The sequence below is a fragment of the Gemmata palustris genome, assembly GCF_017939745.1.
Classification (GTDB): Bacteria; Planctomycetota; Planctomycetia; order Gemmatales; family Gemmataceae; genus Gemmata; species Gemmata palustris.
In genome coordinates, this window is the sequence record NZ_JAGKQQ010000002.1 from 40,928 (window position 1) to 60,197 (window position 19,270).

Annotated in this window: 18 protein-coding genes; 10 read left to right on the top strand and 8 right to left on the bottom strand. The window is 64.8% G+C overall.

What is annotated here, in order from left to right; all coding sequences use genetic code 11:
• Positions 1–109: 109 nt before the first annotated feature.
• From J8F10_RS34705 to J8F10_RS34730, 6 genes are all read left to right on the top strand, one after another.
• Positions 110–634 carry a hypothetical protein gene (locus J8F10_RS34705; RefSeq protein ID WP_210662444.1) on the top strand — a complete coding sequence of 175 codons (525 nt, stop codon included), beginning with the start codon at positions 110–112 and terminating at the stop codon, positions 632–634.
• A 46-nt stretch (positions 635–680) separates the two neighbouring features.
• The gene (locus tag J8F10_RS34710) at positions 681–1,133 is read left to right on the top strand and encodes a hypothetical protein (RefSeq protein WP_210662446.1); all 453 of its coding nucleotides are present in this window, start codon (positions 681–683) and stop codon (positions 1,131–1,133) included.
• A gap of 497 nt (positions 1,134–1,630) precedes the next feature.
• On the top strand, positions 1,631–2,398 hold the full coding sequence (locus J8F10_RS34715) for an ABC transporter ATP-binding protein (RefSeq protein ID WP_210662448.1): 768 nt from the start codon (positions 1,631–1,633) through the stop codon (positions 2,396–2,398).
• The gene (locus tag J8F10_RS34720) at positions 2,395–4,233 is read left to right on the top strand and encodes a hypothetical protein (RefSeq protein WP_210662450.1); all 1,839 of its coding nucleotides are present in this window, start codon (positions 2,395–2,397) and stop codon (positions 4,231–4,233) included. Before J8F10_RS34715 ends, J8F10_RS34720 begins: the two co-directional genes overlap by 4 nt.
• Positions 4,234–4,361: 128 nt before the next feature.
• The gene (locus J8F10_RS34725; protein WP_210662452.1) at positions 4,362–5,117 is read left to right on the top strand and encodes a hypothetical protein; all 756 of its coding nucleotides are present in this window, start codon (positions 4,362–4,364) and stop codon (positions 5,115–5,117) included.
• A gap of 281 nt (positions 5,118–5,398) precedes the next feature.
• Positions 5,399–7,714: an alpha-amylase family protein gene (locus J8F10_RS34730; protein WP_246524723.1), complete on the top strand. Its 2,316-nt coding sequence runs from the start codon at positions 5,399–5,401 to the stop codon at positions 7,712–7,714.
• An 11-nt stretch (positions 7,715–7,725) separates the two neighbouring features.
• On the opposite strand, the gene J8F10_RS34735 is transcribed toward J8F10_RS34730, so the two are convergent.
• The 3 genes from J8F10_RS34735 to J8F10_RS34745 all read right to left on the bottom strand — a co-directional run bounded on the left by J8F10_RS34735 (position 7,726) and on the right by J8F10_RS34745 (position 9,031).
• A complete protein-coding gene (locus tag J8F10_RS34735) occupies positions 7,726–8,151 on the bottom strand; it encodes an HNH endonuclease (protein ID WP_210662454.1) in 426 nt (141 codons plus the stop codon).
• A complete protein-coding gene (locus J8F10_RS34740) occupies positions 8,148–8,423 on the bottom strand; it encodes a hypothetical protein (protein WP_210662456.1) in 276 nt (91 codons plus the stop codon). The genes J8F10_RS34735 and J8F10_RS34740 overlap by 4 nt, the downstream gene beginning before the upstream one ends.
• Positions 8,424–8,491: 68 nt before the next feature.
• Positions 8,492–9,031: a DUF2721 domain-containing protein gene (locus tag J8F10_RS34745; RefSeq protein WP_210662458.1), complete on the bottom strand. Its 540-nt coding sequence runs from the start codon at positions 9,029–9,031 to the stop codon at positions 8,492–8,494.
• 108 nt (positions 9,032–9,139) lie between these two features.
• Here J8F10_RS34745 and J8F10_RS34750 point away from each other — a divergent pair, with 108 nt between their 5' ends.
• The gene (locus tag J8F10_RS34750; RefSeq protein WP_210662460.1) at positions 9,140–10,579 is read left to right on the top strand and encodes an amidohydrolase; all 1,440 of its coding nucleotides are present in this window, start codon (positions 9,140–9,142) and stop codon (positions 10,577–10,579) included.
• Positions 10,580–10,585: 6 nt separating this feature from the next.
• Here J8F10_RS34750 and J8F10_RS34755 read toward each other — a convergent pair whose 3' ends face one another.
• On the bottom strand, positions 10,586–11,488 hold the full coding sequence (locus J8F10_RS34755) for a DUF1559 domain-containing protein (protein ID WP_210662462.1): 903 nt from the start codon (positions 11,486–11,488) through the stop codon (positions 10,586–10,588).
• An 18-nt stretch (positions 11,489–11,506) separates the two neighbouring features.
• Positions 11,507–12,643 (bottom strand): hypothetical protein, encoded by a 1,137-nt coding sequence (locus J8F10_RS34760; RefSeq protein WP_210662464.1) that lies wholly within the window; start codon positions 12,641–12,643, stop codon positions 11,507–11,509.
• A gap of 525 nt (positions 12,644–13,168) precedes the next feature.
• Between J8F10_RS34760 and J8F10_RS34765 the strand changes: the two genes are divergently transcribed.
• A complete protein-coding gene (locus tag J8F10_RS34765) occupies positions 13,169–13,822 on the top strand; it encodes a hypothetical protein (protein ID WP_210662466.1) in 654 nt (217 codons plus the stop codon).
• Positions 13,823–13,880: 58 nt separating this feature from the next.
• On the opposite strand, the gene J8F10_RS40480 is transcribed toward J8F10_RS34765, so the two are convergent.
• The gene (locus J8F10_RS40480; protein WP_210662468.1) at positions 13,881–15,773 is read right to left on the bottom strand and encodes an aspartate kinase; all 1,893 of its coding nucleotides are present in this window, start codon (positions 15,771–15,773) and stop codon (positions 13,881–13,883) included.
• Positions 15,774–16,046: 273 nt separating this feature from the next.
• On the opposite strand from J8F10_RS40480, the gene J8F10_RS34775 reads away from it, so the two are divergent.
• Complete coding sequence (locus J8F10_RS34775; protein ID WP_210662470.1) at positions 16,047–17,324, top strand: outer membrane protein assembly factor BamB family protein; 1,278 nt, start codon at positions 16,047–16,049, stop codon at positions 17,322–17,324.
• Positions 17,325–17,375: 51 nt separating this feature from the next.
• On the opposite strand, the gene J8F10_RS34780 is transcribed toward J8F10_RS34775, so the two are convergent.
• Complete coding sequence (locus J8F10_RS34780; protein WP_210662472.1) at positions 17,376–17,714, bottom strand: hypothetical protein; 339 nt, start codon at positions 17,712–17,714, stop codon at positions 17,376–17,378.
• Between the two features lie 110 nt (positions 17,715–17,824).
• Positions 17,825–18,571, bottom strand: a complete 747-nt coding sequence (locus J8F10_RS34785; protein ID WP_210662474.1) for a hypothetical protein — start codon at positions 18,569–18,571, stop codon at positions 17,825–17,827.
• Between the two features lie 338 nt (positions 18,572–18,909).
• On the opposite strand from J8F10_RS34785, the gene J8F10_RS34790 reads away from it, so the two are divergent.
• Positions 18,910–19,254 carry a hypothetical protein gene (locus J8F10_RS34790; RefSeq protein ID WP_210662475.1) on the top strand — a complete coding sequence of 115 codons (345 nt, stop codon included), beginning with the start codon at positions 18,910–18,912 and terminating at the stop codon, positions 19,252–19,254.
• The last annotated feature ends 16 nt before the right edge of the window (positions 19,255–19,270 follow it).

Sequence of the window (19,270 nt, forward strand, 5' to 3'; positions counted from 1 at the left end):
CACTTCATCGACACATGAAGCAAATTTAACGCCAGCCGGCTAAGAGATCGCGCGAAGGTTTTGATTACCCACTCAATTCAGTTGTCGCTCACGCATAAAACACAGCACAATGCACGACATACCCGCGATCGTGGACGCGATTCTCAGCGGCTACCCGCTCGCTCTGCGCGGGGTCCACGGTGTCGGCCACTGGGCGCGGGTGTTGGAAAACGGATTGCGTATCACCGAAATTAACGGGGCCGACCGGGAAATCGTCACCCTGTTCGCTCTGTTTCACGACGCGCGGCGAATCAACGAGGAGCGCGACACCGGTCACGGGCTGCGCGGCGCGGAACTCGCCCGATCACTCCGCGGCGAACTCGTTCACCTCGACGACGACCGCTTCGACCTGTTGTTCGAGGCGTGCCGGCTCCATACCGAGGGTGGCACAAACGGCGATCGAACGCTGCTGGCGTGCTGGGACGCGGACCGGTTAGACTTGGGGCGCGTGGGGATCACCCCGGACCCGCACCGACTTGGCACAAAGGCCGCACGCAAGCTGCTCGGTTGGGCGCACGTCCGCGCCATCGAGTGGCACGAACCGACCGCGGTGCTGGCGTCGTGGGGGCTGGAAGCGGGTCAGAATACGTGGTAACAACCCACCAAGCCGTGAATCCAAGCACAGACGCGGAGATCTCAGAATGGCACAGGTTCGTTGCCCCTATTGCCATGAGTACATCGACCGAGCCGAGTTCCCGGCTCACGAAGCCGCGCACCGCAAGGCCCGTCCCGACGGGCAGCAAACGGATTACGCCACCTTGCCCGATGAGGACCAGGAGCAAGGCGACCTCGCGGGCGTGCCCCAAGTGTACGTTCACCGGAAGTGCGGGGTGGCGACCGGGATGCCCGAGGAGATCATCCGCAGCTACCTCAAGAACCCGTACATGTACATGGCCGACGCGACGTTCTGCTGCGGGTGCCGCAAACACGTCCCGTTCCGCGATTGCGAATGGACGGAAACCGGAGAGGATCTTCAGTCCTACACGGACAAGCTGAGAGCGGCGAAACCAGAAATGAAACCCAAAGGGTGTTTGGGCGCAATCGCCTTCATCGGTGCCGGCCTTTCCGGGGTCATTGCCGCAGCATTTTGTTGAACTCGGCCGCGGAGGGGCAATTGGAGCGCGCCGTTGAGTGGTTCGTGGCGATCACATCACTCGCCATCGGCGCGTCTCACTTGCTGCGGCCGCGAGATTGGGCCGAGGCGTTCCGCCAATTGCACACCTGCGGGCGCCCGGGGGCCTTCGTCAACGGCGGGCTGAGCTTGTTCTCCTACGAGTTCTCCCTACCCCGATCCCCACGGGCCTGAGCCGAACGGTGGCCGCCCCCCCCCGTCGCACCGGCGCCAAAATCAGCAACGAAACGAACGAGCGCATTTATCGCTCGGGAAGGTGGATGCACGCAGCCCCCCGTTACGCGACTGAATTGGGTCGGCGCGCCGTGCGTTATCAGGTTGGCACGCGACCAGATCGCGCGGACTAATGCGGTCCGCGCGCCCGCGACCGGGCCTTGAATAAACGGGCTTCGCGAACGAAGACACCGTAGGCTGTACCCGCTCCGATCCACCGGTCCGACCATTTGTTCGAGGAGCCACATGAGTCCGGCAATTGAAACACGCGGACTGACCCGAGACTTCGGCGACTTCCGCGCCGTAGACGGGATCGATGTGCGCGTCGAGCGCGGCACCTTCTACGGGTTCCTCGGGCCGAACGGGGCCGGCAAATCGACCACCATCAAAATGCTCACCGGGCTGCTCGCGCCGAGCGCGGGCACGGTCCGCGTGCTCGACCGGGACATCCTCGACCCCCAACAGTCCCTGGACGCCAAGCGGCACATCGGCGTGATCGCCGAGAACCTGTCACTGTTCGACAACCTGACCGCCCGCGAGTACCTGACGTTCGTGGGCCGAATGTACCTGATGCCGCGCGACACGATCCGCCAGCGGTCCGCCGAATTGCTCGACGTGCTGGGGTTGGCCGACGAAGAGAAAAAACTCTCCCTCGAATACTCGCACGGGATGAAGAAGAAGCTCGCGCTGGCCGCGGCGCTGCTGCCGAACCCGGACCTGTTGTTCCTGGACGAGCCGTTCGAGGGGGTGGACGCGATCACGTCGCGCGTCATCCGCGACCTGCTGGCCGGGTTCGTGGCCCGCGGGTCCACGGTGTTCCTCACGTCGCACGTGCTGGAGATCGTGGAGCGGCTCTGCACGCACGTCGGGATCATTACGGGCGGGCGGCTCACCGAGCAAGCGTCCCTGGAAGCCATTCGGCAGGGTGATTCCCTGGAGAACCGGTTCATCCAGTTGGCCGGCGCGGACGCGACGGCCACATCGAAACTGGCCTGGCTGGAGACCGCGCAGTGAACCGCGAACACCTTCTAGCGTTCCTGTGGCTCCGCTGGCGCCTGCGGATCAACCAGTTCCGCAAAGCGGGAGCGCTGAACGCCGCGCTCTTTATCGTCTTCGTTGTCTCCACACTGATCGCCGCGGTCGGGTTGCTCGTGACCGGGTTCTTGGTCGGGCTCCTGGCCCTCCCCCACGCCTCCCCCACGGTGCGGTTGCTCGTGTGGGACGGTGTGGTTCTCGCGTTCCTGTTCTTCTGGATGATCGGCCTACTCACCGAGCTCCAGCGCGCGGAAGGGCTGGCCCTCGATAAGGTGATGCACCTGCCGGTGTCCCCGTCCGGCGCGTTCGTCATCAACTACATCAGTTCCCTGTTTAGTCTGACACTGATCGCGTTCACGCCCGGGATGGTCGGGCTGATTCTCGGCCAAGTGTGCGCCGGGTCGGTGGTCACGCTTTTGGCCCTGCCGCTCCTGGCGGCGTTCGTGCTGGCGGTCACCGGGCTCACGTACCAGTTCCAGGGCTGGCTCGCGTCACTCATGGCCAACCCGCGCCGGCGCCGGGCGGTGATTGTGGGCATAACGGCCGGGTTCATCCTGCTGGCTCAGTTGCCGAACCTGCTGAACGTGACCCGTCCGTGGGACGACCGGACCAAAACTGATGCGAAAGCGCAATGGAACGAACAGCGCGCCGCAGCGAGCGCGGACCTCGCCGCCAAGAAAATCACCCCGGAAGAGTACCAGCAGCGGGAGAAAGACCTCCAGAACGAGCACAACGAACGACAAATTAAGGAATCACTCCGGGCACTGGAACAGACCGAGCGCATCGCCCGGATCGCCAGTACCGTGTTCCCACCCGGGTGGCTCGCACTCGGCACCTCGGAGCTGGCCACCGGAGCCGTCGCTCCCGCTCTGCTCGGGACACTCGGGTTGGGGCTCATTGGGGTCGTAAGCCTCCGGCGCGCGTACCGGACGACGGTCCGGCTCTACACCGGGGCGTTTACCGGACAGAGCCGCCGGCCCGCGCCCGTGCGCAGCGCCCCGGTCGATCCGAGCCGCGTGCGCCTACTGGAGCGCTCCATCCCGTGGGTCTCGGAACAAGCCTCAGTGGTCGCGTTCACCACGTTCCGGTCGCTGGTTCGGGCGCCGGAAGTGAAGATGGTGCTCATCGCGCCCTTCATCATGCTGATCGTGTTCGGTGGAAGCGCGGTGTCCGCAAAAGCCGAAATACCCGCCGCCGTCCGGCCACTGATCGCGCTCGGGTCCGGGATCGCGGTACTGTTCTTGTGTGGGGTGCAACTGATCGGGAACCAGTTCGGGTACGACCGGTCCGGGTTCCGGGCCTACGTCCTCTCCCCGGCCCCGCGGCGCGAGATCCTCCTGGGTAAGAACCTGGCGCTGGCCCCGTTCGGCGTGGGTATGGGGTTGATCGTGGTCCTGATCGCGGGGATCGCGTACCCGATGCGGATCGACCACTACCCCGCGGTGGCCGCCCAGTTGGTGACCGCGTACCTCCTGCTCTGCTTACTGGCGAACGCGCTTTCGATCCTGTCCCCGATCCGGATGGCCGCGGGGTCCATGCAACCGAGTCGCGTGAAAATGCTCCCCGTGTTGCTCCAGATGGCATTTCTGGCGGTTCTTCCCGTCGTACTACTTCCGGTCGCGATCCCGTTGGGCGTCGAGTTACTTCTGGCCGAGCTGAGCGAAATCCGAGGGTGGCCGGTATCCCTGGTCCTGTCGGTGCTCGGGCTGGGAATTGCGGCCCTCACTTACCGAGCCGTGCTGTCAAGCGAGGGGCGCTGGCTGGCACTCCGCGAGAAAGCCATCCTGGAAATCGTTACGCACAAGGAAGAGTGAGTCGCGGCGCATAAAATCGAATTCGGGGTGCAAAAACGCACCTCGACTCAATTCTGCGACGGATGCGGCGAATCACTGGCGGGGTCGTCACCACGCGGCCCCACACCACTTCCCCAACGAGAGAGACGATGAGACACGTCCCACATGCGTTCCTGGCGTTCGGATTCGTTCTCGCAGCGACCGTCCCGGCCCGCGCCGACGACGCCGCGGACGCGCGGGCGCTGATCGAGAAAGCCGTCAAAGCGCACGGCGGGCAGGAGAAGCTCGAGAAGCTGCCGGCGATCGTCACCAAGTTCAAGGGCACGTTCCACGGCATGGGTGAGGGCATCCCGATGAGCGGCGAGATCTCCGTGCAGGGGGCGGACCGACAGCGGGTCGAAATTGAGGTGGAGGCCGGCGGGCAGAAGATCCCGATCACCATCGTCGTGACCAGCGACAAGGGCTGGACCAAGATCGCCAAGGACACCAAGGAGATGGACAAGGACGAGCTCAAGGAGGCGCTGGAACAGGCCCACGGCTCGTGGGTGGCCACCCTCGCCCCGCTCAAGGACAAAAAGTTCACCCTTTCGACCACCGGCGAGATGGAAATCGAGAAGCGGCCGGCGCTGGGCGTCAAGGTGTCGCACAAGGGGTACCGCGACGTCGAACTCTATTTCGACAAGGAAACCGGGCTGCTGGTCAAAACCGAGGGCCGTGTGAAGGATGAGGGGACCGGCCAGGAGGTGACCGAAGAGTCGTTCCACAGCGAGTACAAGGACGTTCAGGGCACCAAACAGCCCATGAAGTTCACCGTGAAGCGGAACGGCAAGCTGTTCATGGAGGGCGAATCGTCCGAGGTTCTGCTCTCGGAGAAGCTCGACGCGAGTACGTTCACCAAGCCGTAAATTGCGCGATCACTCAGGGGCGGACGCGGGGCACAGAGCCCGCGCCCGCCCCTTCTATTTCGATGTGCCGCAGAGAAGCACCGGTATCGAACTTGCGTTGACATCGTGCGAGCGGCGCGGCGTAAGCCCGCCGGTGTTTAGGTGCCACCGGCGGGCTTACGCCGCGCCGCTCGCAACCTGCCCAAGGTCTCCCCAAAATATCGAACTTAAGACGAGCAACGCACACGTCTGCCGATTAGAATGCGGCTCCGCACGGAGTTCTCCCCACCCCGGAGCCCCTCATGTCTCTCCCCTCCCGCCGCGAGTTCGTTTGCGCTGCGGCCGTTGCCGGCACGGTCGGCGCCTCAGAAGGTCTACTCCCCCTCGCCCCAGCCACTGAAGACGCGAAGCCCGATATTTGGGGGCGCACGATCCTGCCGCAACCGTTCGAGAAGGGGCCATTCCGTGAAGTGAAGGTTCCGGCCTGGGTGCAAGACAGCACCGGTGCGGGGTACACGCTCTCGGTCATGAGTAGTGCCCAGCGCAAAGACGCCGCGGACGCGGGCGTGACCATCAGCGAGATGGGGTTCGTCGATCCGTTCTACGCCTACTACGACAGCAAGCTCCTCAAACGGCGCAATCCGCACGTCGCACCCGACGGCCTCAAGAAAGACATCGCCGAGTACCAGAAGCTCGGCGTGCGCATCCTCGGCGTGTACCCGCCGACGCTCCAGGCGGAAGTGTGGGAACGGCACCCCGAGTGGCGCCGGGTTTCAACCGACACCGACCAGATTCCCGAAATCGACCTGAAGAAATTTCCGCACGGCGGGATGCTCTGTCCGCTCGGGCCGTATGGCGATTTCTTCATCGACGTGCTCGCGGAAATCGTCACCGAGTTCCCGGCCGTGAGCGCTTTCAGTTTCGACGGATTGCACCACGGCGGTGGGTGTTATTGCCGCATTTGTCGCGCGAATTACAAGAAGGACACGGGTAACGCGATCCCCAAGCGCGACATGCAGAGCGAGGACTTCCGCAAGTACCTGCACTGGGCCGACCGCAAGCTCGAAGATCTCGTTCAGCGGATGCAGACGCGCCTCAAGACGATCAACCCCGACATCGCGCTCGTGACCTGGACCACCAACGCGGGGCGCTTCGGGCACCTGCTCGACATCCCGCGGAACATGTCCGCCCGGATGAACCTCCTGTTCGACGCGCCGGACCAGGAGTTCTGGCTGGACGAGACGAACCGCGGGTCGAGCATCGTCCCGGCGTTCGGCGTGGCCTACGTCTGGGCCGTGTCGAACCACCGCGTCGCGTTCGCGGAACCGTACCTGATGAGCCGCGGGAACCCCTACGGCAAGGACAGCTTCCCGGCGCACGAGATCGAGCGCCGGATGATGCTCGCGCTCACACACGGCGCCGGGCCGAGCCTCGCGGTGCTTCAACCCGACAACCTGAAACCCGCGGTGACACACTGCCTGGCCGAAGTGAAAAAACGGAAGCCCTGGCTGACGCACAAAGAGCCCGAGCCGTGGGCCGCGATCCTGGTGAGCGATAACACCCGTGCGTTCTACGGCCGGAACCCCGGGCACGTGGAAGACCGCTACCTCGCGAACGTGTTCGGCTTCTTCCGCGCGGCGCTGGAAGAGCACCTGCCCGTTACGCTCATTAACGACTGGAATCTCACGCCCGCTGACCTCGCGAAGTACAAGGTGCTGGTGCTGCCGAACGCCGCGTGCCTTGATAACGCGCAGTGCGACGCGATCCGGAAGTTCGTCGAGCGCGGCGGCGGTCTGGTCGCAAGCCTCGACACGGGACTGTGCGACGAGTTCGGCACGCCGCGCAAAACTCCGGCGCTGACCGAAGTGCTCGGGACTACCCACAAGGGGGTCGCGGTCGCGGGGAAGATTGATGACAAGATCGATGAGAACTTCGCACGCACGCTCCCGCCGGAATACTGGGCGAAGCGAAAAGGCGTGTGGGACTTCAAACGTGTTGGAAACGCGCAGTCTTTCCTCGAAGCCGAGAAGCTCACGGAACTGCTCGGCAAGGCGCTCGTGACCTTCAAGGGGCCGGTCGCGCGCGTCGAGGCGCGGACCGGGAGCTCCGTCGACGCGACCGTGCGCACGAAGGACAGCACGCAGGAACCGGAACTACCCGCGGTAGTGTCGCACAAATTCGAGAGCGGGAAGGCCGTGTACCTCGCGGCCGGTATCGATGCGGCCCACTACTCGTCGTCCTACCCGTACTACCGGCTCGTTCTGACGGGCGCCATGCGCGCGGTCGCGAGTACACCGCCCCCGGTCGAAGTCAAAGCGCCGATGTGCGTGCAGGTGAGCACCGTGCGCCAGAAGAAGAACGGCGAGCGACTCGTAATCCACCTGTTCAATGACGTGAACACAACCGCGGGCCACGGGCACCCGGCGGAAGAGGTTCCGCTCCGCGAAGAGGTGATCCCGATTCACGACATTGAGGTCACGTTGAAGGGTTACAACGTGAAGGAGGTGCGCCAGGAACCGGGCGCACACGGCCTGAAGTTCATCAAAACCGGTGACGCAGTTACGTTCACCGTGCCGAAGCTCCGGGTTCACGCAATGGCGGTGGTGGAGTTGGGTTGACAGCGGAGGTATCACCGCAACTCGGGGAACAACCCTACTTCCGCGAGTAAACGGCGCAGAGCGACCATCTCGATCGCGTTCATGCAAAGGATCGCGACGGTGGCCCGCCCCGTACCCGTGAGGCCGGCCAGTTCACCGGGCGGGTCAACCGCCCACTCGAAATGCTGGTCCCATTCGTCACACCGCGGGTTAAAGAGTGGAACGCGCTCTTTCGTTTCGGGATCAGTACCTTCGGCAGCGGTCCACTTCTGCGCGTTACAGTGCGGGCACGTAAGGGCAAGGTTGCTCAGTTCGTTGGTACCGCCGGCACTGCGGGGGGAAATGTGGTCAATCGGGAAAGTTGCTACCTGCCCACGGGTCGGCAAGTGGCAGTATTCGCAGCGGTGCCCGGCTCGCGCGGCAACCTCGGCTCGGCGAACGTCCGAAAACGCGCTCACGCCGGGGGAACCACTTCGGGACAAACGGCCGTCAATCGACGGAGCGCGACTTCGGCTTCGAGTTTCTCGACGGAGCGCTGCTGCGTGAACGTGACCCACGCGAGCAGTTCAGCCCGTTCCGTGTCGGTTAGGGACTCTTTGCGCTCACCGAGTTCGAGCACCCGACGGTCCAGTTCGGCCGGGAGCGTGTACCCGGCTATTCGGCGCAGCGCGACCGCGGACGACACCAGAGCGGCTTGCCAAGCGGGTTCGGTAGGAGCTATCGTTGACATCAGTTCGCCCTCTCAGACTGCTCGAATTCTAACGTACCGGGCCGCGAATCGCTACGGCTCACTGAACACTACCCCTCTCCCTGCCCGCCTTCGGGCTTCTCGTCCGGGGCCGCGCGCATACTCGTCTTGCGCTCCACGACCTTGCGCACGTGGGCCAGTTCGTGGAGCGTCCCGCGCACCGCCAGGCGCGACTCCCGCACCAGCACGCTCGCGCCGAACAGCAGCGCGGAGGCCCCCAGCAACCCGAACCCGATCGGCACCCACTCCATCATGCGTCCGGCGGACGCGGACAGACCGACCGCGAGACTCGCACCGACCAACAGCCCGATCGCCATGTACAGCGTGACGACCGCCGATTGCAGCATGTGCAGCCGGGCGGTGAGGAAATCGATCTGCTCCGCGATCAGGGCGCGTTTTTCGACCACCTCCGGCGCGGCCGACACGTCGGGCAACCCTTCCGCTTCCGTGGCGAGCGCGCGGATGCGGTCCACGACGCGCCCGAGCCGATTCGATGTGGACAGCACCAACGTGCCGGACGCGGAAATGAGCACCGCGGGTGTAATCATGGCCCCGAGAATTTCGCCCGCGCCCAGAAACGGTATCGGCATGCGTGGTCCCCTATATGGAATTCATAGTAGTGGGCACTCCGTGTGCCGTTGCCCTCCCCTCTCCGCTCGGCGACAATCACCAGTCCCGTTTTCGTCACAGGACACACCATGCGATTGCTTTCCCTGTTCGCTCTTCTCGCGTTCCCCACGTTCGCACTCGCGCAAAAGGACGCGGCCATCAAATCCGCCGCCACACACGCGGACGCGAACTGGCCCGCGGCCCTCAAAATCTGGAACTGGGCGGAACCGGGCTACCAGGAGAAGAAATCCGCTGAGGAACTCGCCGCGGTTGCGGAGAAGGCCGGGTTCAAAGTGACGAAGGGCGTCGCGAAGATTCCCACCGCGTTCACCGCGGAGTTCGGGAGCGGGAAGCCGGTCATCGGCATTCTGGGCGAGTTCGATGCGCTCCCGGAGTTGTCGCAGGAAGCGGTCCCGTTCCGCAGTCCGCGTAAGGACGGTAACGGATACGGCCACGCCTGCGGGCACCACCTGTTCGGCACCGCGTCGCTCTCCGCGAGCATCGCCATCGCGGAACAAATCAAGGCCGGCAAGTTGAAGGGGACGATCCGCTTCTACATGTGCCCGGCGGAAGAAGGTGGGGCCGCGAAAGTGTTCATGGCGCGGGCCGGGCTGTTCGACGACTGCGACACCGTGCTGCACTGGCACCCCGGGGCGCGGAACAGCGCCGGCGACGCGAGCTGCCTCGCGCGGATCGCGGTGAAGTTCCGGTTCCACGGCACCGCGGCGCACGCGGCCGGGTCACCGGAAAAGGGCCGCAGCGCGCTCGATGCGCTCGTGCTCACGATGCACGGCGTCGAGTTACTGCGCGAGCACACCCCGGACGGTACGCGCTTGCACCACACGGTCACGTCGGGCGGCGGGGCGGCGAACGTGGTGCCCGAGTTCGCGGAGGGCTTCTTCTACGTGCGCCACCCGAAAGCGGACGTGGTGCAGAAGCTCTACCCGCGCGTGCTGAAGTGCGCCCAGGCCGGCGCGCTCGCCACGGAAACGAAGCTCGAAGTCGCGTACCTCGGCGGCACGATGGAGATCCTGCCCAACGACACACTCGCGCAGGTCGCGAAGAAGAACCTGACCGCGCTGAACGACCTCAAGTACGACGACACCGAAACGAGGTTCGCCCTCCGGTTGAGGGAGACGTTCCCCGACAAAGCGCCGCCGCTGGACGAGATCGAGCGCGTGTTCGATGTCTCCGGCAAGTCGAGTGGCGGGAGCACCGATGTGGGGGACGTGTCGTGGGTGGTGCCGGTCGTTGGGTTCGGTACCGCGTGCTGGGTGCCGGGCACGCCGGGGCACTCGTGGCAGGCGGTCGCGTGCGGCGGAACGACGATCGCGAAGAAGGGCATGAACCTCGCCGCGCGCACGCTGGCCGCGACCGCTTACGACCTGTTCACCGACGCGGATTTGCGGGCGGCGGCAAAAACGGAGCTGACGAAGCGGCTCGACGGCCGAAAGTACACCGCGATGTTGGAGAAGGACCAGCCCCCGCCGCTGGACTACCGCGACTCCAAACGCAAGGGCGGCGAGTGACGGACATCAGTAGTCGGCCGGAACCGGTAGACCGTCGCTCCGGTGGGAGAGCAGTCCCAGAGTGAACTCGTCGATCCCGGACCGAACGGACCGGACGCTGCCGTCCACGAACGCGAACTGACAGATCCCGATGTGAGGGCCGCCGAATATCAGGCGCGAATCGGTGTCGGCGGTCGCGATCGGGAACCCCGGACCGGCGGTTCGCGTCGAGCACACACTGTTGTGCCCATCGTAAGTGTTACAGTCCCAGGGGTAAGAACCAGAAAAGCCCTTGGGAATGTGTTTCTCACCGACGAGCAGGGTGCAGCTCGTGCCGTCGGTGAATTCGGCCACGCGCACGCCGCGGAGGGCAACGAGCGCTCCGGTCGGCGGGACCACGAGCCCTTGATCGTTGCCCATCCTATCGGCCCCGTCGTCACCCGTTGTACCAATCGCGGCAGCGTAGTCCGCAACGGCCCCACCAACACTATTTGGGAACGCGCAACCCGGAGGTTGTACGAACCCTTTTGCCGTGTTCTGGCCAGGTACGCGGCGCGACGGGCAGAAATAAAGGGGAACGGGCGTGTTGAGGAACCCCGGGTCCAACAACTGCCCGATCCCGATCGAATTACCGTCCTCCGGCCATTTCCTGTACAGGTTGTCCTGCTCCAACTGTGGGAGGATGAACCAGGCCCAGGTTTGCGTTTCGCCCCGGTAGCGCGTCGGTGGGAAGTGCCCGCGCCCGTTCTCGTAGAGGTGACACGCCAGCCCGATCTGTTTCAAGTTATTCTGACACTTAGCGCGGTTCGCCGCTTCTCGAACCTTCTGCACCGCGGGCAACAGCAGCCCGATGAGGACACTGATAATCGCAATTACCACTAGCAACTCGATCAACGTGAACCCGCACCGACGCGCTCGTGCGTGCAACATGATTGACCCTCGAAGTGGTTACCGGGGCTTCTTGCCCGGCTGAACGACGATCATCGAACTGGGGATCTGGAACCGGAGCGCCCCGCGCCCGCCCCACGCTTCCGCGGGCAACTCGACCCGCACCGGGCCGACGGCGTCCGGCGCCTCGAAGAGGAGCTGATCGTCGACGGCCTTTCCCGGGAACACGTCGTACCCGAACGTGACTCCGACCGGGACGTCCGGTCCCATGTTCGCAGCGCTCAGCTTCCGCCCGTCGGTGGTCGCACTGGCGGCCGGGACGGGGCGCGCACCCGTCGTATCCCAGTGAACGAACCGGAACCGTTCCCCGTGGCCGAGGTGCTGAATCCGCACGTTGATCGCAAGGAACGATTGCTTCGTGAACCGCTTTTTAGAATCCACGACTTGGACGGGGGCGACGGCCGCTCCGGTAATCTGGACGCCCACGAGCCCCTGGTGAAGGGCCGACCGGCTCGCGTCCGCGTACCCGCCCGGCCCGAGTTCTTCGGCACCACCCGGAACGAGTTGCAGCGGAACGGCCCGAATCGCCTCCGGGTCGTAGTCGGACGTCACGCGACTCGCCTCGTAACCGGGGCCGAGTAACGACGGTAGGAACCACGCGACGACCAGCGCCAAGCCCGATACGCCCGCGCCGCCGATCGGTACGGCGAGCCGAGACAGTTTCTCCGCTCCCGACGCGAGCGCGCCCGCGAGTCCGACGAGCACGCCCACACCGGCCAACGGGCGAGCGAAGGCCGCCGTCGATTGAAACGACGCCGTGGCGAGGCCGGCTGCGGCCAGGAAACAGGCCACGACCCCGATCAGGACCGGTCCACTCTTGTCGCCCAAAGTTTCTTCCGAGGGCTCCGGGTTCACCGCGACCCGGAAAGTGGGGCCGGGCGCCGGCGCAACAGCGGCGAGCGGTTCTGCGGCGACCGCGGTTTCGGTTGGAGCCGAAACCGGCTCCGGGACAGCCCACGCCGGAACCGCCGCTCGTGTTCTCACATCAACGGGTGGGGCCGCCCCTTCCAGCCCGGGCTCCTCGGGAATTGCCGTGTACCACGACAAGCACGCCTGGCACTTCACATTCTCCGCCATCGCACTGTCAGGCGCATCGGCCCCGCACCGGCAGTACGGACAACGTGTAAAGAACGGCATGTGTGCTCCGCACTCAGACGTAATTTGGGCTACCGGCCCGAAATTTAAACCGCATGATCATATCCTGGTAAGACGCGTACACAAGCAACAAGGTTGATAAACGCATGTGAAAATTTGGCGCGTGAATATTGTTCACGCCACGCCAAACGTAACGGCGCGACTTGGAAAGCGTTTGCAGGGACGCTCCCGTTCTTTAGGTATTCGAGATGGCGCCCGTGCGATTCGCGCGAACCTACTGTTCGGCCCTGGCCCTAATCGATTACACCCCCACAATTTACGACAAAGACCACCGGTCCGCCGTGTTCTCGGGCCGCGAAGCGATGGGTACGCGCGGTTGCGGGCAGCCTCGCCGAGATCAGTAGTCCGCACGAATGGGAGCGCTCAGTACCGTCGGGAATCGAACGACCGGTCAAGCGGCACCCACAATGGGCGTGCTCGCTGCGGGCACTTGTGATTTGGCAGGGTGAGTCGAGGCCCGCGATAGACTATTTTGATTGCATGGACCGTTTCCCCGGAGGGTGTTCCGTGTTCCGATTCGCCATTCTCGTCGCACCTTTGTTCGCTCTCGCGGTCACAGGTTGCGCGCCGGGCAAACTCGACATCGAAAAATCCGTCAAAGCCGAAATGAATACCAGTTTGGGCACGGAGATCACCGCTATCGACCTCGCCAAGCAATCCGATGGCGGGTACGCGGGCACCGCGACCGCCGCGAACGGCAACACCTACGACGTGACGACAACCGCGCCCTCGAGCGGGCGGTTCGAGTGGAAAGCGGTGCCCGCGCAATCCACCGTCGAGAGCATGGTGCGCGAGCACCTCAAGAAGGCCCTTGCCGTCGACGTTTCAGCTCTCGACCTGAAAAAGCAGCCCGACGGCGGGTACACCGGGACCGCGACCACTGTGCGAGCCGACACCTACGAGGTGGCCGTCGGCGCCCCGACCAAGGAACAAGGGATCGTGCTCAATGCCACGCCGGGCCAATCAACGGTCGAGCGATTGGTGCGCGAGGGCATCGAAGCGCAGATGAAAACGAAAATCAAGTCGTTTGCGCTGACCCGCCGGGCGCCCGGCACCTACACCGGCACGGCCACGCTGGAGAAGGGTCCGGCGCTGAGCATCTCAACGACAATGGAGGGCCAGAATCTGACCTGGAAAATCGAGCCCCGGCCCGCTCGGTGATACGATCGGGCGGCCCGCAAAACGAATGCGCGTCAGCCGGGCAATGGGAACGGCTGCATCACCCCAACTTGAATGCTTCGGTGAGGCACGCGAGCGCCTCGGCGCCGCGGGCGCGCTCGACGACCACACCGACGCACACTTCGCTCGTGTTAATCATGCTGATGTTGATGCCCTTCGCGGCCAGCGCGCCGAACATCGTCTTCGCGACCCCGGTGTGCGTCCGCATCCCCACGCCCTGCACGAACAGCACCGCGATGTCCCCGTCGCCCACCACGCGGCACACCGGGTCGATCTCGCGCACCACGTCCTGGGTGCGTTTCAGGGCGCGCGTCAGGTCCGCGCGCGGCACGGTGAACGACAGCTCCGCCCGCGCGGGACCGCTCTGGTTCTGAACGATCATGTCCACCAGAATGCCGCCGGTCGCGACCGCGTTGAACACGCGCGAGCAGTTCCCCGGCTTGTCCGGGAGGTCGTGGACCGTCACGCGGCTCTGCTCCGTGTTCAGGTGGACGCCGCTCACGAGCACGTCCTCCATCCCCTCGAGGCGGGCGATGGCGGCCTCGCGGTCCTTCGTCGCCGCGACCATGAGCGGGTTCGGGCGCGGCTTGAACTCGCCGCTCGCGGGCGGTTCGCCCGCGCCCTTGCGCGCCTGCGCTAGCGCGAACGCGGTGTGAACCGCACGCAGCGCCCGGCGCCCGCGGACCGCCTTCTTGCTCTCCAGGTGCGCCTTCTTGATCGGCTCACCGGTCGGCGACTCGATAACGGCCGATTCGGGGGCGCCGTCCTCTTCCACCAGCACACTAATCTTGATGTCGCCGGTGGTAATCATCTTCAGGTTCACGCCCTCGATCGCGAGCGCCTGGAACATGCGCTCCGCGACCCCGGAGATGTAGCGCATCCCGGCGCCCACCACCGACACCTTGCTCACCTTGCCGGTTTCGTTCAGCGCCGCTCCGAGTTCCGCAACAATGGGCGCGAGGATCTTCTTGGTGCGGTCGAGCTCGGTGTTCAGCACGGTGAACCCGATCGTGGCCTTGCCCCCCTCCCCCACGCTCTGTGCGATCATGTCCACCGCGATGTTCGCGTCGGCGAGCACGGCGAAGACGCGGTGGCTCACGCCCGGGCGGTCCGGCACGCCCTCGAGTACGAGCCGCGCTTCGTCCGCCGCGAGCGCGACCCCGCACGCGGGGATCTCGCTCATCCACGGCGCTTCGGGCACGATCCAGGTGCCGATCGCGTCGGACTTGGCGTTGCGGACCATGAGGGGCACATCAAACTTCTTGGCGAACTCGATCGAGCGCGAGTGCATCACGCCCGCGCCCATGCTCGCCATCTCCAGCATCTCGTCGTAGCTGATCGCGTCCATCTTGCGCGCGTCGGGCACGATGCGCGGGTCGGTCGTGTACACGCCGTCCACGTCGGTGTAAATTTCGCACTCGACCTCGTACCCCGCGAGCTTCACCGCGGCGGCCACGGCCACGGCCGTGGTGTCGCTCCCGCCGCGCCCCAGGGTGGAGATGTCACCGAGTTCGTCCACGCCCTGGAACCCCGCGAGCACGACGATGTGGCCCGTGTCGAGGGCCTCGCACAGGCGCACGGTGTCAATTTTCTTGATGCGGGCCTTGCGGTGCGTGCTATCGGTCACGATGCCGATCTGCGGACCGGTGAAGCTGACCGCGCGCTCGCCGAGTTCGTGGATCGCCATCGCGGTGAGCGCGATCGAGATCTGCTCGCCGGTCGCGAGGAGCATGTCCATTTCGCGCGCGGACGGCGCGCTGGTGATCTGGCTCGCTTTCGCGATCAGGTCGTCGGTCGTGCTGCCCTGCGCGGACACCACGACGATGACTTTGTTGCCGGCGTGTTTCGCGCGAATGGCCTTGCGCGCGGCTTCCATGACGCTCTCCGCGTCCTTCACGCTCGACCCACCGAACTTCTGAACGACGACCCCCACGGCCGCACCTCTTGATGTCGAGATACCGAACGAGAATCAGAGGGTGTTGTAAGCGCGGTGCGGTTCGGCTTCCAGTAACCCCGCGCATTCGCTACGCCCGCGCCCGGAGCGTTTCCGGGACGCGCCGGAGCTCGGAATGCAGGATCTCCGCTAATCGACCAATTCGGCCCGACATTAAGAAGTGATTACCGCACCGGCTGAATCGTTGCGGATCGCGGCGGGTTTCGTTACCTTCTGTCAGTACCCGCCCGAATTCCGCCAAGGGACTCATCCGTGAATCGCTTGTTCCTCCTGACCGCGCTCTTCGTCGCGGGCCTCGCCGCGCCCGCTTCGGCCGACAACTGGCCCCAGTGGCGCGGACCCAAGAACGACGGGCACTCGGCCGAAAAGAACCTGCCCACCGAGTGGAGCCAGGACAAGAACGTTGTTTGGAAGTTCAAGATGCCGGGCATGGGCGCCGGGACCCCGGTCGTGTGGGGGGACAAGATCTTCGTGACGTCGGTGGACGGCGACGACATCGTGCTGCTGTGCGTCGGCACCGAGGGCAAAGAGAGGTGGAAGCAAAAGGTGTCCGGCACCGGCAAGGTGAAGTACCGGAACCCGTCCGGGGCCGACGTGTCCGATGCGTCCGCGTCTTGCACCACGGACGGCAAGCACGTCTGGGCGTTCGCCGGGAGCGGCGACCTCGCGTGCTTCGACCTCGACGGCAAACAGGTCTGGAAGGACGACCTCCAGAAGTACGGCAAGTTCCGCATCCAGTTCGGCGTCCACTGGACCCCGGTGCTCTACAAGGACCACCTGTACCTCCAGGTGATGCACCGCGGCGCGCAACTCGTGGTCGCGCTCGACGCCGCGACCGGCAAAGAAGTGTGGAAAAAGGACCGCCCCGGGTACAGCAAGGGCGAGAGCCCGGACGTGTACGCCTCCCCGTTCATCTGGGAGGGCGAGGGCGGTCCGCTGCTCGTCGCCCACGGCAACGACTTCTGCACCGGTCACAACCTGACCGATGGTACCGAAGTTTGGCGCGTGACCGGATTGAACCCGAACGGCAGCGGAGCGTGGCGGTTCGTTTCTAACCCGCTCGTGCTCCCGGACCTGATCGTGGTCCCGTCGTGCAAGGACGGGCCGACGGTCGCGTTCAACCCGGTCGGCGCGAAGGGGGAAATCACCGCCGACAACAAGGCCGAATTGTGGCGCGTGCCGGCGAGCGCGAACTTCCGCACCCCGGACGTGGTCGCCCCGATCCGCGTCGGCGACGTGGTGTACCTGACCGGCGACGGCCCGTTCACCGCGGTCGAAGCGAAGACCGGCAAATTGATTTACCGCGAGGCGCTGACCAAGTTCGTCCACCGCGGGCACATGGCCGCGGGCGACGGCAAGATTTATGTCCCCGCGGCGAACGGGATCACGGACGTGGTGCAGACCGGCAAGGAGTTCAAGAAGCTCGCCACGAACACCCTGCCCGATACGATCTTCGCCGGCCCCGCGATTGCCGACGGCCGCATCTACTTCCGCGGCTACGGCCACTTGTGGGCCATCGGGACGAAGTAGTTCACGCTCCACGGAGCCCGGTTCCGCACCGAATAGCGGAACCGGGCAAAACTACCTCAGCGCCCGCCACACCGATTCGAGCACGACCACGTAGGCGTTGCCCCACGCTTCGTTGCGGAAGAACGTGGCCGGCATTTCCGGGTGCCCGATGAACGGGCGCAGCACCCACCCCATCTGAATCCCGACGAACGCATACACCGCGAGCCACCCCCACAGCATCACACGGTGCATCGAGTTGCGCGCGACGAGCGGGGCGTAGCGCCGGCGCAACACCCACTGCGCCGCGGCACTCGCGACTGCGAACATGAGCGCGTTGAAGAGCGTCGCTTCGTTGTAATCAGTCGTGGAGGCGTACCAGAGTGCCGTGTACGGTGCGAGGCTCGCGAGCACGACCGCCACCGCCGACTGCGTGACTGCGTGACTGCGTGACTGCGACAAAAAGCACGAGGCCCGCACAGTAAGTACCGTGCGGGCCTCGTGTTTCGTCTTCGTTCGCGATCTTAGGCAGTCGCGGTTTGGCGCCGATTGAGTCGAGCGCGGCCCATCAGGATCAGGCCCCCGATGCCCGCCAGCAGTGCCGCGGGAGGAGCAGGTGCCGACTTCGGACGGACGGCCAGTTGATCCTGGCCGGGCGTCTGGTCCTTTGCACCCGGAGCCGGGGCGATCAGCGCGACTAGCTCGTAGTCCGCGGAGTTGTACTTATCCAACCCACCGGCCAATCCGTTGAGCATCTCATTGGCACGAGTCGATGCCGTGCTCCCGGTTTGGAAGTTGCCGGAACTGACCGTCTTGGTCGGGTCCGTCTCGTACACCAACTCCCACAGCGCGAGCTGAAAGGCTTTCGACTCGTTGTTACCCTTGAACGAGGGGTCCGTCCACGCGGGGTTGTAGAAGTTGCCGTAAAGGGCACGGATCGCGTCCGCTTTGGCGGTGCTCCCGATGGTCGGAGCGTCTTCTGGGGCGTACACACCGAACACGTAGGAATTGCCCACGGTGAGGGTGTCGGTCAGTTCGATGCAGAAGGTAGCGATCGGCGGCGGGAAGTTCGAGTTCGGTGGATCGTTCACGTCCGACCAGTGGTACGGACCGGGGTAAACATTGGAAATGGTCTTCCCGCCCAGGTTCACACTCACCGTACCTGAAGTGGTCTGGTCGAGGTGGAGCGTGAGCAGTTCGGCGGATGCACGCGGTGACTGAAACAAAAACCCGGCGACCGCAATGACCGCCACGGGCAGGCGGAGCTTCATGGGCGTCTCTGAGGAGGGAATGCAGGAGTGACCGGTTCGCGGCAAAGGGGCCGCTTTAAATGGTAACTCCGGATCGTTGGGCGTTGGTCGTTATCCGACGCGCCTTTCGTATTTCTACCCACTCGCCCCATCCGAGTAAACCGCAGAATGGGTACAAACAGACTCGAATCGCAGGCGATTTCTGGGCGGATGGGCAAGTTGTAGCGATTAGTTGACGCGGGCCGGCACAAAGTTAACGTGTCGCCCCGGATCTATTCACGCGCGCAGCGTGGGTTCGGTTCGACCGGTACGTGTCCGGCCGATATACTGATGGGCGAACACGTTCCGCGAGACCTTTCATGTCCGCGATCACCCGGCAGATGCTCCGCGACTACCTGAACGACGCGCTCCCCGACGCGGAGCTCGCTTCGGTCGAGAAAGCACTGCGCGAGTCCGCGGACCTGCGCGCGGTGTACCACGAGGTCGTCGAGCAAGAGGACCGCGGGGAGCACACGGTCGGTGCGATCTGGCGGCGCGAGCGCGTGAGCTGTCCGACCCGCGACCAGCTCGGCGGCTACTTATTGGGGGCCGGCGACCCGGAACTGATCGATTACGTCGATTTCCACCTCAAAACGATCGGCTGCCCGTACTGCCAGGCGAACCTCGACGACATGCGCAAAGCCAGTAAGCCCGTGAAAAAATGACCCGCCGCGTGTAAGC

Bases quoted from the DNA above. Each gene is read 5' to 3' on its own strand.
- J8F10_RS34705 (WP_210662444.1), top strand. From the start codon at position 110: ATGCACGACATACCCGCGATCGTGGACGCGATTCTCAGCGGCTACCCG.
- J8F10_RS34710 (WP_210662446.1), top strand. From the start codon at position 681: ATGGCACAGGTTCGTTGCCCCTATTGCCATGAGTACATCGACCGAGCC.
- J8F10_RS34715 (WP_210662448.1), top strand. From the start codon at position 1,631: ATGAGTCCGGCAATTGAAACACGCGGACTGACCCGAGACTTCGGCGAC.
- J8F10_RS34725 (WP_210662452.1), top strand. From the start codon at position 4,362: ATGAGACACGTCCCACATGCGTTCCTGGCGTTCGGATTCGTTCTCGCA.
- J8F10_RS34730 (WP_246524723.1), top strand. From the start codon at position 5,399: ATGTCTCTCCCCTCCCGCCGCGAGTTCGTTTGCGCTGCGGCCGTTGCC.
- J8F10_RS34740 (WP_210662456.1), bottom strand. From the start codon at position 8,423: ATGTCAACGATAGCTCCTACCGAACCCGCTTGGCAAGCCGCTCTGGTG.
- J8F10_RS34745 (WP_210662458.1), bottom strand. From the start codon at position 9,031: ATGCCGATACCGTTTCTGGGCGCGGGCGAAATTCTCGGGGCCATGATT.
- J8F10_RS34750 (WP_210662460.1), top strand. From the start codon at position 9,140: ATGCGATTGCTTTCCCTGTTCGCTCTTCTCGCGTTCCCCACGTTCGCA.
- J8F10_RS34755 (WP_210662462.1), bottom strand. From the start codon at position 11,488: ATGTTGCACGCACGAGCGCGTCGGTGCGGGTTCACGTTGATCGAGTTG.
- J8F10_RS34760 (WP_210662464.1), bottom strand. From the start codon at position 12,643: ATGCCGTTCTTTACACGTTGTCCGTACTGCCGGTGCGGGGCCGATGCG.
- J8F10_RS34785 (WP_210662474.1), bottom strand. From the start codon at position 18,571: ATGAAGCTCCGCCTGCCCGTGGCGGTCATTGCGGTCGCCGGGTTTTTG.
- J8F10_RS34790 (WP_210662475.1), top strand. From the start codon at position 18,910: ATGTCCGCGATCACCCGGCAGATGCTCCGCGACTACCTGAACGACGCG.